Annotated in this window: 12 protein-coding genes; all 12 read right to left on the bottom strand. The window is 29.1% G+C overall.

From position 1 onward, the window contains the following. Nucleotides 1-101 precede the first annotated feature (101 nt). The gene (locus Fi14EGH31_RS06695; RefSeq protein ID WP_117480906.1) at nt 102-830 is read right to left on the bottom strand and encodes an isopeptide-forming domain-containing protein; all 729 of its coding nucleotides are present in this window, start codon (nt 828-830) and stop codon (nt 102-104) included. Nucleotide 831: 1 nt separating this feature from the next. Then, nucleotides 832-1,659, bottom strand: a complete 828-nt coding sequence (locus Fi14EGH31_RS06690; protein WP_117480905.1) for a class C sortase — start codon at nt 1,657-1,659, stop codon at nt 832-834. A 39-nt stretch (nt 1,660-1,698) separates the two neighbouring features. Next, nucleotides 1,699-3,117, bottom strand: coding sequence for a SpaH/EbpB family LPXTG-anchored major pilin (locus Fi14EGH31_RS06685; protein ID WP_117574454.1), 1,419 nt, complete (start codon nt 3,115-3,117; stop codon nt 1,699-1,701). Between the two features lie 12 nt (nt 3,118-3,129). After that, nucleotides 3,130-9,054: a Cna B-type domain-containing protein gene (locus Fi14EGH31_RS06680; protein WP_200765273.1), complete on the bottom strand. Its 5,925-nt coding sequence runs from the start codon at nt 9,052-9,054 to the stop codon at nt 3,130-3,132. Between the two features lie 17 nt (nt 9,055-9,071). Then, nucleotides 9,072-10,871: a hypothetical protein gene (locus tag Fi14EGH31_RS06675; RefSeq protein WP_200765272.1), complete on the bottom strand. Its 1,800-nt coding sequence runs from the start codon at nt 10,869-10,871 to the stop codon at nt 9,072-9,074. Between the two features lie 303 nt (nt 10,872-11,174). After that, nucleotides 11,175-12,584, bottom strand: coding sequence for an Rrf2 family transcriptional regulator (locus tag Fi14EGH31_RS06670; protein ID WP_200765271.1), 1,410 nt, complete (start codon nt 12,582-12,584; stop codon nt 11,175-11,177). A 372-nt stretch (nt 12,585-12,956) separates the two neighbouring features. Then, entirely contained in the window at nt 12,957-14,603 is a 1,647-nt protein-coding gene (locus tag Fi14EGH31_RS06665) for a helix-turn-helix domain-containing protein (protein WP_200765270.1), read from the bottom strand. Nucleotides 14,604-15,045: 442 nt separating this feature from the next. Continuing rightward, nucleotides 15,046-15,618 (bottom strand): sugar ABC transporter substrate-binding protein, encoded by a 573-nt coding sequence (locus Fi14EGH31_RS06660; RefSeq protein ID WP_117480896.1) that lies wholly within the window; start codon nt 15,616-15,618, stop codon nt 15,046-15,048. Continuing rightward, the gene (locus Fi14EGH31_RS06655; RefSeq protein WP_022001896.1) at nt 15,615-16,058 is read right to left on the bottom strand and encodes a LacI family DNA-binding transcriptional regulator; all 444 of its coding nucleotides are present in this window, start codon (nt 16,056-16,058) and stop codon (nt 15,615-15,617) included. The genes Fi14EGH31_RS06660 and Fi14EGH31_RS06655 overlap by 4 nt, the downstream gene beginning before the upstream one ends. A 267-nt stretch (nt 16,059-16,325) precedes the next feature. Further along, a complete protein-coding gene (locus tag Fi14EGH31_RS06650; protein WP_129923499.1) occupies nt 16,326-17,039 on the bottom strand; it encodes a metalloprotease family protein in 714 nt (237 codons plus the stop codon). Continuing rightward, entirely contained in the window at nt 17,020-17,958 is a 939-nt protein-coding gene (locus tag Fi14EGH31_RS06645) for a radical SAM protein (RefSeq protein ID WP_129923498.1), read from the bottom strand. Before Fi14EGH31_RS06645 ends, Fi14EGH31_RS06650 begins: the two co-directional genes overlap by 20 nt. Continuing rightward, entirely contained in the window at nt 17,948-18,670 is a 723-nt protein-coding gene (locus tag Fi14EGH31_RS06640; protein WP_131222952.1) for a hypothetical protein, read from the bottom strand. Before Fi14EGH31_RS06640 ends, Fi14EGH31_RS06645 begins: the two co-directional genes overlap by 11 nt. Between the last annotated feature and the right edge of the window lie 3 nt (nt 18,671-18,673).

Here is an 18,673-nt window from a genome sequence, read left to right as displayed (position 1 = left end):
ATAAAAGCCGACTAAATTGATTATTATATCAATTCAATCGACTTCTTTAAATACACTATTTTATTTGGCGCTTACTTTTCCTCTACATAATCTTAAAAATTTTAATGTCTAATATTTTCCCTATTAAACATGATAAATATTATAATAGACATAATCATAAGTAATAACCAATATTCAGGATTATAATAATCTCCTGTTTTTAATTTTTGATTATCCTTGTAATTAGATGTTTGACTGAAATTTTTTTCTTTCTTAAAATTCTCATCATTTCTAGGAATTTTATCATCTGGTTCTTCATCAATTCCAGGTCTCATTCTTGAATACTTCGGTTCAACATCTACATCATAATCCTTTTCATATGATCCGTCATCTTCTTTTTCAAGAAGTGGGATTGAAATAATAAAAGGTTCCATCTTATATGCAAATTCACTTTCATTATGTTCATAGATTATATATATTCCATAGTCTAAATCTCTAAAAGTAGCTTCTCCTCTTTGATTGGTTATTAATTCTTCATCATAATCAATATTATTTTTTTTAATATAATCCATCAATTTAGTAGTAACTCCATTTTGCTCAGACGCTGTCATATCTTTTTTAATTGTAACAAGTTTAGAGTATTTATCTAAAACTTGATAGTCATTACCATCATAATCAGCTATTTTTATCAACGCAATATGATCTTGACTAATATTAAAAATATGGTTGTGTACATCTAAATAATGACAGTGAATCGTTAAAGAACCATGATTTTGAGCATAAACATTATTAATTGAAAGAGACAATAAGCATGTAAATACAATAATAAATATTCTTTTTGCATTTATCATGTTATCGCCTCCTCCAAATAAATATAATAATTCCTATAATAATAAAACTTAAAAATGCTAATTTTACCTCATAAGGAATATGTATACCATTATTGACCTCATTCGGTGTTTTCTTTATCGCTTCTTTATAATCTGTTCTTTTTCCTCTTACAAGCAATCTATGAGTATTAACAGAATAAGGTGTACAAGTAACAAGCGTAACATAATCTTCATCATCTACAATTTCAATATCATCCGTTTGAGAGGGCAATACTGTTTTAATTTGATCTACTTCATAAGCTAACGTATCACCTAGAACAGAAATATAGAAAATATCTCCAACTTTCATCTTGTCAAGATCTGTAAACAGCTTTGAATTTGGTAATCCTCTATGCCCAGATAAAACAGCATGCGTACTTGTTCCACCTATAGGCAAAGAAGAACCTTCCATATGCCCCACACCTTTTTGTAAAACACCATTATTTGTTGAATGATAAATAGGTAACTTCACATCAATCTTAGGTATTTGTAGATAAGCCATCATGCCATCACTAGAAACATTAAGCAAATTCATGTATTCTTCACTTGGTTTACCTGTTGTAGAAAATGGATCATATAATTTAGTATTTACTAATGATTGATTATATTCCTGTGCTTCTTTTAACATTTTATTTTTTGTAGCTTTATCTATTCCTTTAACTTCATCATTGTAAGAAGTTATAGCTTTCGAGCTATGTATTCTTCCTAGGTAATCACTTACTGTTGGATAAAGCAATACACCTAGGAAAAACACTAATAAAATAGCTCTAATAACATCAAATAATTTGATTTTTCTTAATATATCTTTCATACATTTAATATCTATGAGATACTTTAATTAATAATTCAATTAAGCTTCTTCTTTTTTACCTTTTTTAAAGTAAGTTGAAAGAATAACTAACACACCAACTACCCCTACTACTGTAAAGATAACTGTACCCATACCACCAGTTTCTGGTAACCATGATTCTGTGCTGTTTTCTACAGTAATATCATTACCGCTTACTGTTACGTTTTCACCATTATCAGAAGATTCTGCTTTAATATTAATTTCTTTTGGTGATTTTAATTTGTTATAACCTTCTGGTGCTTCAGTTTCAACTAATCTATAATCTCCATCATCTAACCCTTTAACATTAATAATACCAGTACTTGGTGTAACTAATTCAGTAATTCCATTTTCAGCTGTTGTTACTGTATAAGTGCCATTAGCACCTTGAACAAAATGAATTGGCTCACCTGTTGTACTAGTTCCTTTATAAAGATTAAATTTTGCACCAGCCAATGGAGTATCTGTACCTGTTTCTACTTTAGTAATTCTTAAATTATGTGTTTTAATAGTAGTTGTATCTGTTTTTGGATCACTTAATGAATCAACATCATGACCATATTGAATTGTAGCCGTATTGGTAGTTTTATCATCTGTTACAGCATTAGAATTTAATGTTGCTTGATATTCGAATTTTAAAGTTTCATTTGCATGTTCTTTATATTTAATAAAATCACCAAAATCAACTATAATTTTTTGATTTTCAACAGTTACAGTATAATCATTACCTGCTGTTAATTCTGTATCACCCATGGTAATTTTCATATTTAAATCAGCTTCTGATACAGTTAATCCTGATGACATTGCATCAGTAAATTTATATACATAATGATCAAACCCTGTCATATTTGGAACCATTGAATCAACAGTAAAGCGAACAGTTTCACCAATTTGTGCTGAAGTCCAATTTTTACCATCTGCTTTTTTATCAACATCTGGTTCTAAACCTTTTAAATATACTGTTTGGTTACTATTTGATAAAGTTGTATACATTGGTTTATATGTATCAATTGATGGAATAATAGCATAATATCCATATTCTAAATTATTAGCTTTCAAATTACTTTGTAACAAAGTAACTTTAGAAATATTCTTACTAGCTACATATGTTTTTAATTTAGTTGTAAAATCATCGTTTTTAACATGATTCTTTATATAATTGTATACCACTTCATCATCTTCTGAATTTGCTACATCAGTTTGTTTAAAAAATTCTTTGAAATCGCTATTTACCGTATAAGCAATTTTATCATTAGCTGAAGTTGCATCCATTAGTTTATATACACTAAATGTTGTAGCACCTATATCGTGTTGAGCCACATTTAATGTGATACTGCCTGTACTTGCTGCAGATACTGAACCAATATTCATTGCTGACATTGTAAATAGCATCATAAATGAAAGTACATATGCTACTACTTTCTTTAATTTGTTTTTCATTTTCATATTCCTCTATTCTTTAATATTGTTCGCTTTTTTACTTTTTTTGTACGATAACAAAACTGCTAATACACCTACTATACCTACTAAAACAAATAACATTGTTCCTTTTCCACCTAAATCTGGTAAAAGAGGCATATCTTTATTTGTTATCGTAAACGTATATCCATCATCAGATTCTTCAATAGATGTTATATAATTTTCTACTTCAGACTCTGTAACTGAATAAGTATAATAAGCTTTACTTCCATCTTCTAATGTTGTATAGGCATCTAATCCTTTAATAATTGTTTGCCAAGTATTTTTAGAATCAGTTACATCATTAGTTGATAAAGTATAATCCCCTACTTTCTCTGATATTTCATCACTTCCTTTCATATATGTTCTTGTTAACGTCACTGTAATCGTATCTGGACGTTCTTTTTGTTTATCACTTAAATCTTTCCATAGCTTATTGATAGTAATGTTTACTTTTTCATTGCAAGGATCTTGTGTATCTGAAGGGACAGGTGTCGTACCATCTTCGTTATCAGATACTTCTGTATCATCCATCAATACAGCTTTTGCTGGAGAGACATAGGCATTTAAATCAACGGTTTCACTTTCTGTTTCATTTGCTAATTTGGCATCTTTTAAGTCATCATATTTTTGTACCTTATCATAATGGCTTATTTTGAAGACATTCCAATTATCAAAATCTGAATCCTTTTTACTATACAAAGATGAATTTTTTATAATATCAATCAAGGAATCACTCCTTGTTCTATAAATCCTGTACGTATTATCTTTACCTTCAATATTCTTCTTTGTATTAAAGTCATAACTAGAATTTAAAGACGTTGTTCCAGAAAAAGGTCCTATTTGATTACTTGTTCCTCTAATCGTATCAGCTAAATACATTTCATTGTTTTCAATCAATCCTTCATTGTTATAACCAATAAATCCACCTGCTTGACCATTTTCTTCACTTCCATCATGTGAATCATTTGCTTTTCCACCAAAAACATCATATCCATCATGAATACCTGTTATCGAGCATCCATCTACTTTTGTTCTGTTTGATTTGATAAGTCCTACTTTAATATTTTCTTTCTCACTGTCAGCAATATGATTTCCATCAATATTTGAACATGGGATTTCTATATAAGAATCACCAATTGTTATTTTTGCCAGGTCACTTGTTCCATCTCCTCTATCTTTATCAAGTGCTACTGAAATAGTTAATCCTAACAAAGTAACTGATAAAGCATTTCCTTTAGCTAAAACTTGTAATTTTAATAGTGAACCTAAATTGATATCTATAAGGCCAACATTTTCTAAATCTCCCACATATAGAATATCTAGAAGTTTATTGACGATTGAAAGTATCGGATCCAATAAATAGCTAGAACCTAAGTCAATATCAGCTAAATATTCAAAACTTGTTTTACCAACAAAGCCTCCTGCTATTTGATCACTAGCCACTTTCTTTATGTTTTCTACATTGCAATTGCTCATTCTTCCTAAATCAGCATAACCAACAAAACCACCAGAAATAGGTTCCTTACCACTTTCACTTGAAATAGTAAATCCAACTGGAATACCAATAACTGAACAGTTGTCACTATGAGAACCAAAAATATCTAAGACACCAGCTGTGGCATTTAATAATTTTCCTGTACCAACACCAGCTTCATCTAGATCAACCACACCACTCTTTCCCATGTGACCAACAAAACCACCGGCATAGTTTTTAGCTTTGACTTTATTTAATCCAGTAACACTCGAATTTTTTATTGAACCATCTAGCAAGCTTCCACCAAATCCACCTGCATTTCCTGTCTGTACTTTACTGTCCAATGTTCCTTCCTGACTTTCATCATTTGCACATACTGAAAGTCCATTATCATTTGATCCAGTTACTTTTGCTTGATAAACATAAGTTCTAAAGGCATCTAATACATCAATATTTCCTAATTTAATCAAATTTAGAATTTGATCAGAATCATCATTTCCAACTTGAGCAACAGAAGAAACATCCGCCAATCCAAAGAACCCACCAGCATGTCTTCCACCAACAACATTTCTAATATTATTTGCCTCAACTCTTACTGAATTTGCATCTTTATCACCAAAAATTGCTCCTCCTGCAGTACCTACAAAACCACCTGCTTGATTTGCATATTTTGTATTTTCATCATTTTCTAATGTATATGAACCGTTAACACTTAATCCATAATCATTCCATGCATCCACCTTGGCATAATCAACTATTGAAAGAGTCGCATTCAATACTTTGGCAAGATTTCCTGCATTGCCTAATAAATACTTAAGTAGTTTTGATAATAATCCTGTATTGGATGAAGTATTCAAAGTCACAGCACTTCCTGGTTGAATATTACCAGCAAAGCCACCGACATTTTGACTTCCATTGATTACTTTTAATTGATCAGCCAAACAATACTGATCTTGTGTTCCCTGTATTGTTCCACCAACAACTTTTCCAACAAATCCACCACTGTTTCCTTCATCATTATCAAAATCAGTTCCAGTAGTAGATATTGTTGCTCCTGATTGATAACCTATAACAGACGAAGTTTTTACCACAGGAATGAAACTTTGCAATATTGGAAGTGAGCCTACCACATTTAATTTATTACCTAAGTTTATATCTCCAACATTAGCAACTCCTGATGAAATCATTTCACCAGCAAAACCACCACTGCTTTTTAAAGCTGTAACATCTTTTAAATCTCTAGCATTAGCAAAAGTTACTTCTCCTCCATTCATTTGACCAACATAACCACCAGCAATGCCGCCTTGATAATCGTTTGAACCAGCATTTGTCCTTCCAGCTTTTACTTCATAGCCATAGGCATATTGATCAATAATTTTATCTAACTCGTCTTGATTATCAACTTCTCCAAGTTCTTGGAATTTTTTACCATAAGCACCATTGACTCCTACTGCTTTTACCCAAGAATTCCATACTTCAGTTGTTAAACCTCGAAGTGGTCCATAAGTTGCTGTATTCGTTTCAGTTGGATAAACAGCACTCAAAGCTGATAATGGATTATCTAAATTAATGAGTCCATAAAGAACACTGATATTTCCCGTATCAACTGTATTGGCACAATCCGTTCTGCCACTAAATCCTCCAGCATATTCATATCCATAAACAGCTCTTAATCTATAGACTGCACATTCTTTTTGAACTGTAGGTATTTCACCATTCCATTTTCTTGTAGAATTACCTTCAATACGCCCACCAAGGTTATATCCTACATAACCACCTGCACATCCTTTTAATGATTCATTACTTATGGCATCTGCACGAACTGCTCCACCACAAGGAATACAAGTAGTTTGAGAGTTATAAATCATAGGAATAAATGATTGCAACACACTTGTTAAACTATCTACTGAAATTAATCCTTTTAAGATTTCCGTTTTACCTAATACATCTGCAACACTTCCTGGTTGAATATTTCCTGCATAACCACCAGCAGTTTCTTGACCTATGATGTAAGAGAAATTATTGACATTACTATTTTGAATTTGTGAACCATAATCAGTTCCAACAAAGCCACCTGCATTACCAATTGTTTTATTTTCAGCCAAACCATTTGCTTTAACAGAAAAACCACCAACCGCACCAGTTACATCTGAATTTTCAATTTTAGAAGCTGTTACATCTAACGCAGATAAAATATTTGCCAAATTTATATTTGTTCCCAATGCCTTCAATCCACCACCAACAGATGCCGTAGAACCTATATCTAATTTTCCTACATAGCCTCCAGCATTTTTAGGTGCTGAAATGGCATAACTTGAAGACTCTCCAAAATAAGAAGAACTGTCTGTATCATTAATATTTGCATTAGGTGTTTTTACTGTTGTATGTTTTAACTTAGTTACACTACTATTAGAAACTCTTACAGCACTACCATAACCTATATATCCGCCAGCACTACCTGAATTTAAATCCGTTGACTTATATGTATCACAGCTAACGACCAATCCATTAGATTGAACACCAGCATTTTTAATAATAGGAATATAAACCTGTATTAAACTCAATAAATCAGAGATTTGAATATTCAAATCTGCTAAACCGCCTAAAATACTTATTCCTTTTGTTGAATCTGCTAAAGCTCCAGAATAAACCTTTCCACCAAAGCCCCCTGCATAAGTTTTTCCTTTAACATACGAAATATTTTGTATTGCATAAGCATTATTTTCATCATTTTCTACAATACCACTTTGGAAATCTCCAACAAATCCTCCTGCAATATCTCCTCGTACACCACCATTATCTACATAACTTACATAACATTGTTGATATGACGGAATTAAATATCCTACAGCATTTAATAATCCATTAGCCGAAATCAATTTTTTTATTTCTGTTTCATCTCCAACTTCAGCTAAACCACCTGTTTTTGAAATACCAATAAATCCGCCAGAGTAACCTCCATCATCTGTAGAAGTTACTGTTTTCAAATTATTAACTTTTGCATCATTTATTTTTGTACTATTACTTTTAGCAACAAATCCAGCTGCTACATAATCAGTTGTTGAATTATCTTCTCTTGATCCCGTAGCTTCTACAGTAAATCCAGAATTAATCCCACTTACAGACGAAGAATCTATATTGACTTCAACTGCTTGTCCTAAAGAAAGAAGATTGCTTAATTTTAAAATATAATTTAATCCTAAAAGATTTACTGTCAAACCATTATCAGTTCCTGCAAGATCACCTGGACCAGATACGCCTATAAATCCACCTACAATATTTTCTCCTGAAATATTATTTAAATTTGTTACTGTAACCGAACTAATAGAACCACCGATTGCTTCACCAAAAGCACCACCAACTCTTTTTCCTTTACCACCAATAGTTATACCTTCTGTAGAACCAGTAAGTGAAATAGAATTAGCATTAAATCCTAAATATTCTGCAACACCTAAAGTTGTATTTAAAAGTCCTGCTACACTTGCTGTTCCCACTGAGCCAGAAATACCACCAACACAATTTTCACCATCCACGGATTTCAAACCATTAATAATGATATTTTTTTCTTCGATTCCATCCATTGAAAAGATATTATTTTTAAAATATGAAACCTTACTTAAATTATCGGTATTAGATTTTGTAAGATAAACACCATCACCTCTGCCTATCAATCCACCTGTGTAATTTTTTCCTTCAACACTGCATGGAGCATTTATTTGACATCCTAATATATGAGAAGGACTCACACCAGCAAGAGAAAGTAATGATGATGTTGCATTTTGATTACTGCTTAAAAGTTTCACAACTAAGTCAACAACCCCACCTAATAAGTTATCTTTCGTATCACCTTTTCCTAAATCAGCAGCCCATCCAATTGTTGCGATTCCAGCAAAGCCACCAGAATTATCTCCACCGGAAGATACCGTTAATTTATCACTAACATTAACATTACAATTTATAGCCGACGTGTTGGCCATTGCTCCAGCAAAACCACCTTGATATCCATTGCCCGAAATTGTCAAATCACTCGCAGATACTGAACAATTTAAAAACAAACTTTCAGAATTCATTTTAGGCAATATTTTAGGCAATTGAGTTTCTATATCTAAAGCACCCGATAAAGTACCTTCTATGACATCATCTCTAGCTAATCCTACAAATCCGCCACTATAATTATTAGCTTTGACATTGAAGTTGCTGTTTGTAATTTGGCAATCTTTTACGACAGTTCCTTTTTGTTGACCGATAAATCCACCAGAATTTTCAATCTTATCATTATTTGTTCCTATATTTCCTGTTAAATTATTGATTGAACAATTTTCAACATAAGCATTGATATACTTTGTAGGAATCAATTTATCTACTGGAATAGCGTTTCCTAAAAGAATGGTAATCAAATCACCTAAGCCAAGACCAGGAATCACATTTAAAATTTTTGCCAATAGAGTAGCCGTTCCACCTAATCCTTTTGATAACCATCATATTCCGTCTTTCCAGATATGTATCCAATAAATCCACCTGTATTACTATTGACATTTGTTACTTTCACATCATCCAGTTCACAGTCAGATATTGCTACATCCCCCACTACACGACCTGCAAAACATCCCGTAGCTAAAGCTGTTGGGTCATCCTTACGAGCATTTAATATACTGCTGAGTGTGTCTCTTAATCCAGCATCAACAGTTCCAAAAGTAAGTAACCATGTTAATCCATCTAATAGTGCTCCTAATGTTAATCCTAAAGTTGAAGTTAATCCACTTATTAACGTTTGATCAAATTTTGTTTTTGTTGTTTCATTATCAACATTTATTTTATTGAATTTAAGGTTTTTTACTGTTACAGTTCCTTTGCTCAATCCTAAATCACTGTCACTTGCTTCATTTGATAATGTGGCAAAGAAACCAACTCCCATTTGTTCTCCAACATCCAATTCAGATGTTTGACTAACATTCACATTAGAAATAACTGGTTTGTCTCCTATATTTAAATCAGTTGCTTTGCTATAATCGATAACGCTAGTATCATTATTCCATAACGTTGATTTACCATCGGCTTTTGCACCAATCATTGTTCCTTGGAACATCAACGGTGTCCAATTTTCATTGGATAAATCAATATTTCTAAAGATAATATAATTAGCATTTGTTGAATATTTTTGATTGGTAGCTTTATCTATATCCAATGTTGGATCAATTTCACCAGTAGATTGATTGACTCCGCATCTTCCCCATATATATGGATACAAACTATATTTACTTTGTTTTTTATCCTTATCATGTATATTCTTTTCTCCAAATCCAAAATCTTCATTACCATTTTGAGATTTTTTTAAATCAGCATCTCCACCGTATAGCATTATCGGATTACCATTTTCATCTTCATCTACATACCATTTGGCAGCATGTAAATAAACTTGATAAACAGCACCATAAACAGTTACACCAGATCCTATTTTTCTTAACTGTTCTTCATTACCAATAAGAATATAAGTTTTGTCACCAATCGTTTTAACAACTTGACCATTAAAATCTCGTCCTTCACAATTTTCAGTACTTATGTTTGATATTTGATTTGCTTTAGTTTCTGGCATCTCACCTGTAAAGTTTTTCGATAACACATAGTTATGTGATTTGCTATAAGTTAGATAATTAGAACTATTATCTGAATAAACAGGTTGTCCCATCCCAACACACTCTGGTAACATATCTTGAGACATGACAGGTTCATTTTCAGAATTATCCGATTGAATAATTTTTAATTGATAATCATTATAAATATAGATTGTATCTGTTGATGAATCATACAATGTTGAATTTTCATCTACAGTTCCATGATTAAATGTGCCTGTAAAGTCGCTTGGTAAAGTCCATATGTCATTTCCATTTAATGAAATATCTTTCATAAGTTGATACTTGGAAGAAAGAGAATATGTTATATATTCATCATTTACTGAAATTTGTTGACCAGTACCGTAATTACTTTCATCATTATCTGTAGATGTAACAATTGAATTTGAGCCAATTGCTTGAAGCTGTTTTGTATTATAAATTTTTATTACATTATTTTCATAAATATCACTGATATCTATTGAATCATCTGATTGTGAGCTTGTGTTATTTTCAACAATAGTTTCCTTTGAAATTGAATCATCAGATGAATTTAACGCATAGACAACAACAGTTTGTAAAAACAAAGAGATAACACATACCCAAACCATTATGTCTATACAAATTATTTTTTTAATTTTGTTTAACAAACAAATCACCTTACTTCCATGAAACTAGGAAACTTTTAAAATTTTAGATATCTTCGTTTTTCTACAATAAAGTGATTGATGATTTAGTTATACGCTACCTCTTATATCGACTTTTTATAAAATTGCAAAATTTATCTTAAATAATAATTATTTCTGAATATTATTCTAATATATTCACAATCTTTCTATAATGCACAGAATAGGAAAAGAATTCATACATTTTTTGTAAACTATGTGTAAAAAGCAATGTAATAAAAAAAGCAATCATAATTTACAAAATTAGATTACTCTTTAATATTTAAATTATTTACTTACTTTTTCAATCCACGTTTTATTCATAGAAGCAATAATAAACGAAAGAATAACTTTTGGTGAAAAACTTCCACACTCACCATTAACAATCATTCTCACAGCCTCACCATGATTAATTTTTCTTTTATATGGTCTTTCACTGATTAATGCATCATAGGCATCCGCAAGTCCAACAACTTGAGCTTCAAGAGGAATGTCATCACTTTTAAGACCTTTAGGATAGCCATGACCATCATATCTCTCATGATGATACAAACATATATTATAAGCATAATGAACTAGTTTTTTTGTTGAATTACATTTCGGTAGTTTTAATGCCATATTAGCTCCATCTTCAGGATGTTTTTTTACTATATCCATTTCTTCTTTTGTCAGTTTTCCTTTTTTATTAAGTACCTCATAAGGCGTAGATATTTTCCCTATATCATGAATAGTTGCTAGTTTAGAAATATTTTCAATTTCATTATCCAATATGCCATATTCTGGAAAATTTAATTGTAATTCCTTATATATTTGTTCTGTAAAGAAAGAAATATTATGAAGGCTTTCATGATCTTCTAATTTATTATGAGCTAACACAGTTTCTAATAAAGATACCATATCCCAAAATTCATTGACAATCATCATGTCTTGTTGTAAATAAGAAATATTCGTCTTGTCTTGATTTCCATAAATGTACTCATATGATTTAAACATCAATACCATTTGCGTATCATCTATACGCTTGTCTAAATCCATCCATGTTTTTCCATCCTCTGAGCGATATTTTACTTTTGAATCTTGATAATATTTTTCACTATTCTTAAAATCAATTAGAAAAGATTTTACTCTATCTCTGTCTTCTTTAGAAACACAATGATTGATAAATTTATATAAAAACTCATCATATGTCATATAGTTATTAAACAAATCACTAAATTTAGATTTGATACTAATAATATTCATATCTAAACTGTTTAGGTCAACTTTTAATAATAAATATCTTTTTTCAATGATTTCAGATTGATTAAATGAATTTTCAAAAGTAATGTTTTTAAGATTTTGATTAATATCTTCTTGAACTTTTAATAATACTTTCCTTACATTGCACGTCTCTATACAATTTCTTGAACAAACGCCATTTCTTTCTAAACATTTATTCAAGTTCATAGAAGACTCAGTTGCAGAGATAACATCAAAATAACTTATCCTTTCAGGATTCTTAGCAAGAGAATAGCCACCATTAAATCCCATTTCAGAATTAATTAGATTGTTATTTTTTAAAATATTCATTATTTTTGAAATATTTCTAATTGGCATCTTTAAATTATCAGCTAATTCTGCTTCTGTAGCTAAATTTCCTTTTTCAGATAAATAATCAATGATACGAAGCGCATAATCTGTTGTATTAGTAATTTGCATAGTTTTTACCTAGAATTAAGTTAATTTTTAATTCTTCCATCTTTCTTTTAATTTTTCAATAAGTTAAATATAGTCTTAATGAGCTGTCCAACATATTATCTAGGAAAATTATACGTAATATATCATAGCATTATTATTTGATTACATCCTATTACGCAAACTAAGCAAAACTATTTTAAATGTGTTTTATATGATCAATAAGAATAGTATTAATTTATCTATAATTTTATTTTAAATTTTAATAATGATTTTTATAATGCAACAAATAGGAAAATCAATAATACTTTTTTTGTAAAAAAAGTGTATATTAAAATAGCATTTCAATAAAAAAAGACAGTTTTTAATAGTAATAACCGTCTTTTACGTAATAATCTAATAAACCTTAATAATATCAAAAATTATTAATCCATTTCTTATTGAAAGTAATTCTATGTTGTCATCAAAATTAATATTTGTAATCTCTTTTATCTTTTTAATGCGATAAGAAGCTGATCGATATTGAATCATTAAATCTAGAGACGTCTTTTTGACACTTAAATTATTTCTTATGTATGAATTTAAAGTATGTAATAACTCTGTATTATGTTTTCTATCATAATTATCGAGTTTAGTAATTGTGTATGGTACATATTTTTTTAATTTATTTATGTCATCCAATTCAATAAAGGATTGGAATATTCCTAATTTTGAATAATAAACAATTGATTTATTTATATCTCCAGTAATCCTTCTAGCTATTTTCATAAATTTCATTGCTATTCTTGATTGTTTATATGAGTTTTTTAAATTTCTATATCCTTTAACGATTTCTCCTACACCAACATTAAAATTTGTGTTTTGATCTCTTTTGCTGATACTTTTTTTTACAATATCTATCAGTTCATTTAAACATCTTATACTAGCATCATCCTCTTTATCAGAATCCATTTTTTGTAACATAACAATTTGAGATACATTTTTATAGATGTGCTCTTTAGGATAAAACATTGATATTTCATTAGCAATAATGTCAACTTCATCTAATTGTTCCAAAGAATACTTTTCCTTTTGATCTTCTGGAATAGAATGAAATGATACAATTCGATAATAAGCATCCTCTTTAAGATTTAACATATTGGCTGCTTCAGTAGTATCATCATAATTTAACTGACTATTTACTAAATTAAAGAAAATATCTCGATGATACTTTTTATGGATTTCGTTTTTTGCAAAGTCAAATGTGAATGAATACCTTAATGCATCAATCGCATTTTCAATCGCAACAAAATCAAAATTTGTTAACTTTCTATTTTTTTCATCAATCACAATTTTAATAGGTATATTTCCTATAAAAGTAATAGGTATAATATATTGATTATATTTTCCAGCATCTTGTTTTAAATAATTATACCTCAATCTTATCTCTGGACTATATTCTTTAATGTTATCTAATAAATCAAAACTACTTTTTTCTTCATATGTTGTAGCAAGACAACTCAAATTTTCATAATACATTGAAATTGGATTATCAATTATTGTATAAAGAAGCTCTATAATATTTTTAGGTGTTGCCTCCTTGTGGAAAATATATTCTTTAAGGTTATCATTTGTAACTTTGTGATACTTTAATAATGCCATTTCTTGATCAAAAACATTATCTAATATATATCTAATAATATCCCAATAATAATTTTGTCGAAGTAATTCAAACAGGGCAACCTCATTTTCAATACATAATCTTTTAAGTATATCTAGTTTGATATTAAAATTTTTTATGTTTCCACTATTTTTTATAATAAATCCAGATACACCTTTATCTATCAAATTTTGTATATGTGTTTCATACTGAGAAATTGTACAACTTTCATATATGAAAAAACTTGTAAGAAGTATTTCTCCTCCTTCTATGTACTTTTCCATATTTTCAACTTCTATGATTTTAATACCTTTTATTTCATTATCCAATCCTTTTTGTTCACTTAACAGTTTTAAATGGAATTTTCTTTGTAAATCTTTCATTTCTTGTACCAATAATACCATCTATTCTCTCCCCCCCCCCCACGAATTTTATGATATTCTTTTCATCATTAATATTGCGTTATTTAATAATTGTATTTATAGACCATGCATAATGTAAATAATTTTTTATGATTTATATAAAAAATTCATTTTTTCATTAATAACATGATACTCTATAACAGACAGATTAAATTCACAATATAGTAATATATATAACATATTATTAAAAATAACTATAATTATTTTCAATAACTGCAAAAAAATTTCTCATAAACAACTACTGTGTTCAAAAAATAGATTTTTGTTGATATTAAAAAAATAAGCAATCTTTTTCAGATTACTTACTTAATATGATGTTTCTCATTATAAACTTTTAAAATAAAATTACTAATTAATAAAGTCAAAAGTCCAAATAATTCTTAAAAATAAAAATCCAATTTCATCTTTTGTAAAACCTAAAGAATCAGTCTAGATTATATTTATTATAAATATGAATAGGAAGATAGTTTTTTCCTTTTGGAAGTTCTGTTCCATAAATCAAATGTTCGCATACTTTATGTACACATTCATAACTTTGCATATAAGCACTTTGATCAATGATATAAGTAACTTTCCCCTGTTTTAATGCTTCCTTATTTTGTGGCATTAAGTCAAATCCAAAAATATTGATATCATCATAACCTGTTTGTGCTATAACTTCTCCCGCATTTGCAAGCCATGAATCTACCATGACAATTGTCTTATAGTATTTCTTTGAAAGCATTTCTTTTAAAAGTTTATTTGATATTTCAAGTTTATCTTCTGTATAAATTACATTAATTAATAGAATTTCTGGATATTGTTTCATTGTATCAAGAAATCCATTGACTCTTTGTGATTGTGAATGAATTGTTTTTGAACCAGAAAGAATTAAAATATTTTCTCCTGACCTTGTTAGATTATGCGCAAGTCCTGCAAGACAAGTTCCTGCTTTATAATCATCAATTCCAATAAAACCTATTCTATAAGAATCTTCTAAATCAATATTTAAAGTCATAACAGAAATTTTTTTGCAATTTGATTTACTTTTTCTACAATACGTTTTGTTTGTAACCCCGCTATAATTAAAGCATTTACGTTATTTTCTAATTCATCAAGTACATTTAAATATTCTTCTTCGCCTACACCATTAATATGTCTAAAATAAACTAAAATTGGATAATCTCTAAATTGAGAGATTGCTTCTTTCATTCCTGAATGAATCAATTGAAAAAATGGATTTCCTTTTTCAATCATAATCATTCCTATTGTAAGTGGTGTTTTAGAAACAGCTAAAGCTCTTCCTAACATATTTGGATGATAATCATTTTCATCCATAATATCACGTATTCTCTTTTCTACTTCGGGAGCAACGCGTCCTCGTTGATGAATAACACGATCAACGGTTCCTCTAGAAACACCTGCAAGTTTTGCGATTTGTGTAATTGTAATACTCATAGAATTTTTTCTTTTTAGTGAATATAAAATAGTGGGATTGTTTCAATAACAACCCCAACTATCTCACTTCAATTATTCAAACTCGTCTTTTACATTCGTACAAACGCTTATAAAGTGTATTATTAGTTCGTTTTATATGTGTTTTGTGATTGATTATCCGCACAATCCGATTCGTTCGTAATGTTTTTGTAGCCAAAATGTAGCCACTGTTTTTATTCACCTCATTTTTATTTAATGTTTAATAACAGTACTCCTTATCTTAGATTTTTATAAAGAAACATTTAATTTTGATAGTAAAAACAAAAATAAAAACATCAAAATTCCTCTAACAGTATCTTCTATAAAATCCTTCTTCTTTGATTTTGCAACATTATATCTATTAAATAAACTAGTAATAGCATAATATCCATCACTTTTTATTATAGGCAAAAAATTAATCAGTATTGTAGAAATAATGGCATAATTATACTTATTTAAAGAAGGGAAAAAAATAAAACAAATCAATACATAAATACAATTCATAAAATTCCCTGCTAGATATACTGCTATCCTTTTATATTTAGGCAGTAAATAACTATCTGATGTATCCACATAAAATGCTGGATAAATAAAATAGATTTTAAAACCTATTTTTATTTTTCCACTTTTATAAAATAATTTAAGAAACAAAACATGCCCTAGTTCATGTATAAATATATTCGCAAATAAAATTATGTTTGCAATTATAAAATTAGAATCAATAATAACATACTTTTCATGGAAGAAATACATTACTATTGTCAAAGAAATGATACCCACCATAATTATTGCGTATATTGGATTTTCTTTAATTTCTTCTCGAAAAATCAATTTTTCTTCATCACATATCTGAATAAAATCCTTTTTTTTCATTTTATAAAAGTCATTTTGATATTTTAGAATATAATCATCAGCAGATTTTCCAACTATAATACTATTATCTTCATTTTCTAATATTTTCATAATAATTAACAGAGGCTAATAACTGTAAAAACCAATCGTCCTTAAACAAAAATTCACAAAACTCACAAGGACTAGCTAATTTATGCGGATAATCAATTTTGTTATCTTCAAGCAATTTTATAAATGGTGTAAATCCTTCTGTAAATACCGTATTTAAAACATAATTACTTTTGATGTCTGTAATTATTTCTTTTAAACTGTTTTCATTCAAGTTACCCATTTGTAAAATAGTATTTTCAATAACCTGCGAACAACATGGATAAACTTCCAATCTAGGATTGATTAATATATTAGGTTCAATACATCCTACACATCTTAAAACATCATTATCTGAGTCAAGTAATTTTATATAACTATTTTCTTCAAACAACTTTCCTGATCCAGTTGCAATTACTGGCTGATAACAAAACTTTGTATAATATGCACTTTCTCCCAATTGATTTAATATATCTCCCGGTGTCATCGAATCTTTTAAAAAACATCCAACTACATCCGTTGAAATATTATACGATTTTGCTACCATAATAATATTTTTCAAGCACTGTATATCAATAAAGGGCATATGAAATTCATCATAACTCAACGATATATACGAAAGTTTTGTCTTATATTTTTCTATGAATTTTTCAACATCTTCTATATTTTTTCCCCAAAAACCATTAGTTTTAATCGAAATTTTTACATTTCTGTCGAAAGGAAATTCCATAATTCTATCTATTAACGCAGGATATAACATAGGTTCACCACCAGTTATACCAATATCAGTTATCTGTTTACATTCTTTAACATCATTAAGAATTTTATCCAATTCTCTTTCTGTTAAAGTCTTTCCTCTCACTATTCCACGACTATCACAGCACATTTTACAATGTGCATTACAATTCTCTGTTAACAATATAGCTAAATGACTAAATTCCATTCTTTGCCCACCTCCTACGTAAACATAAAACAGCCATAACACAAATTAAAAATACTATCAAATCATATACATAATTTCCAGCAATGTAGTGTAACAAACTTGTTATTTCAATTTTCCCATCCAAATAAGATATTAGATGATGATAGTCCGTTGTTGATGCATCATAATATGCAAAATACTCCATAAAAGGAGAACCAGCTGAAACTACTATTCCTGCGATCCACAAAAAGAAACTTGAAAAAAATGCAACCAAAAAATTGCTAAATATAAATCCTATTGTCGATATGATAAGGGTATAATAAATCATTACCCCTTCTATTTTTAGGAATACCACTGGCAACATTCCTAATTTTGCATATGGTACACAAACCAAAATTGAAGAAAAAGCACTGCCAATTATTGTTGCTAATAAAATCATGCCAACCTTTGTCAAATAGTATCTTAACTCTGAAAAACCTAAAGTTTTATAAAAAAATATATTTTTTTCTTTATAATCCACATAAAACTGCATTATTATAAAAGCCGAAAATAACAATGTTCCAAATTGCGTATAAACAGTATATACACTTTCAAACATATCTTGGAAAGTCACATTTTGAACTTTGTCTATAGTAACCAATAAAATGTATCCTAGCAAAACATTTAATAAGTTAATCAATGTAAAAATTACATAAAATTTGTTTCTTACAGCCCTTTTCATTTCTAGCTTCATTCT

Origin of the sequence: Faecalibacillus intestinalis (assembly GCF_015097455.1) — a bacterium.
Classification (GTDB): Bacteria; Bacillota_I; Bacilli_A; order Erysipelotrichales; family Coprobacillaceae; genus Faecalibacillus; species Faecalibacillus intestinalis.
Note: the sequence above shows the minus strand (reverse complement) of the source record. Positions and strands in the feature narration are given on the sequence as shown.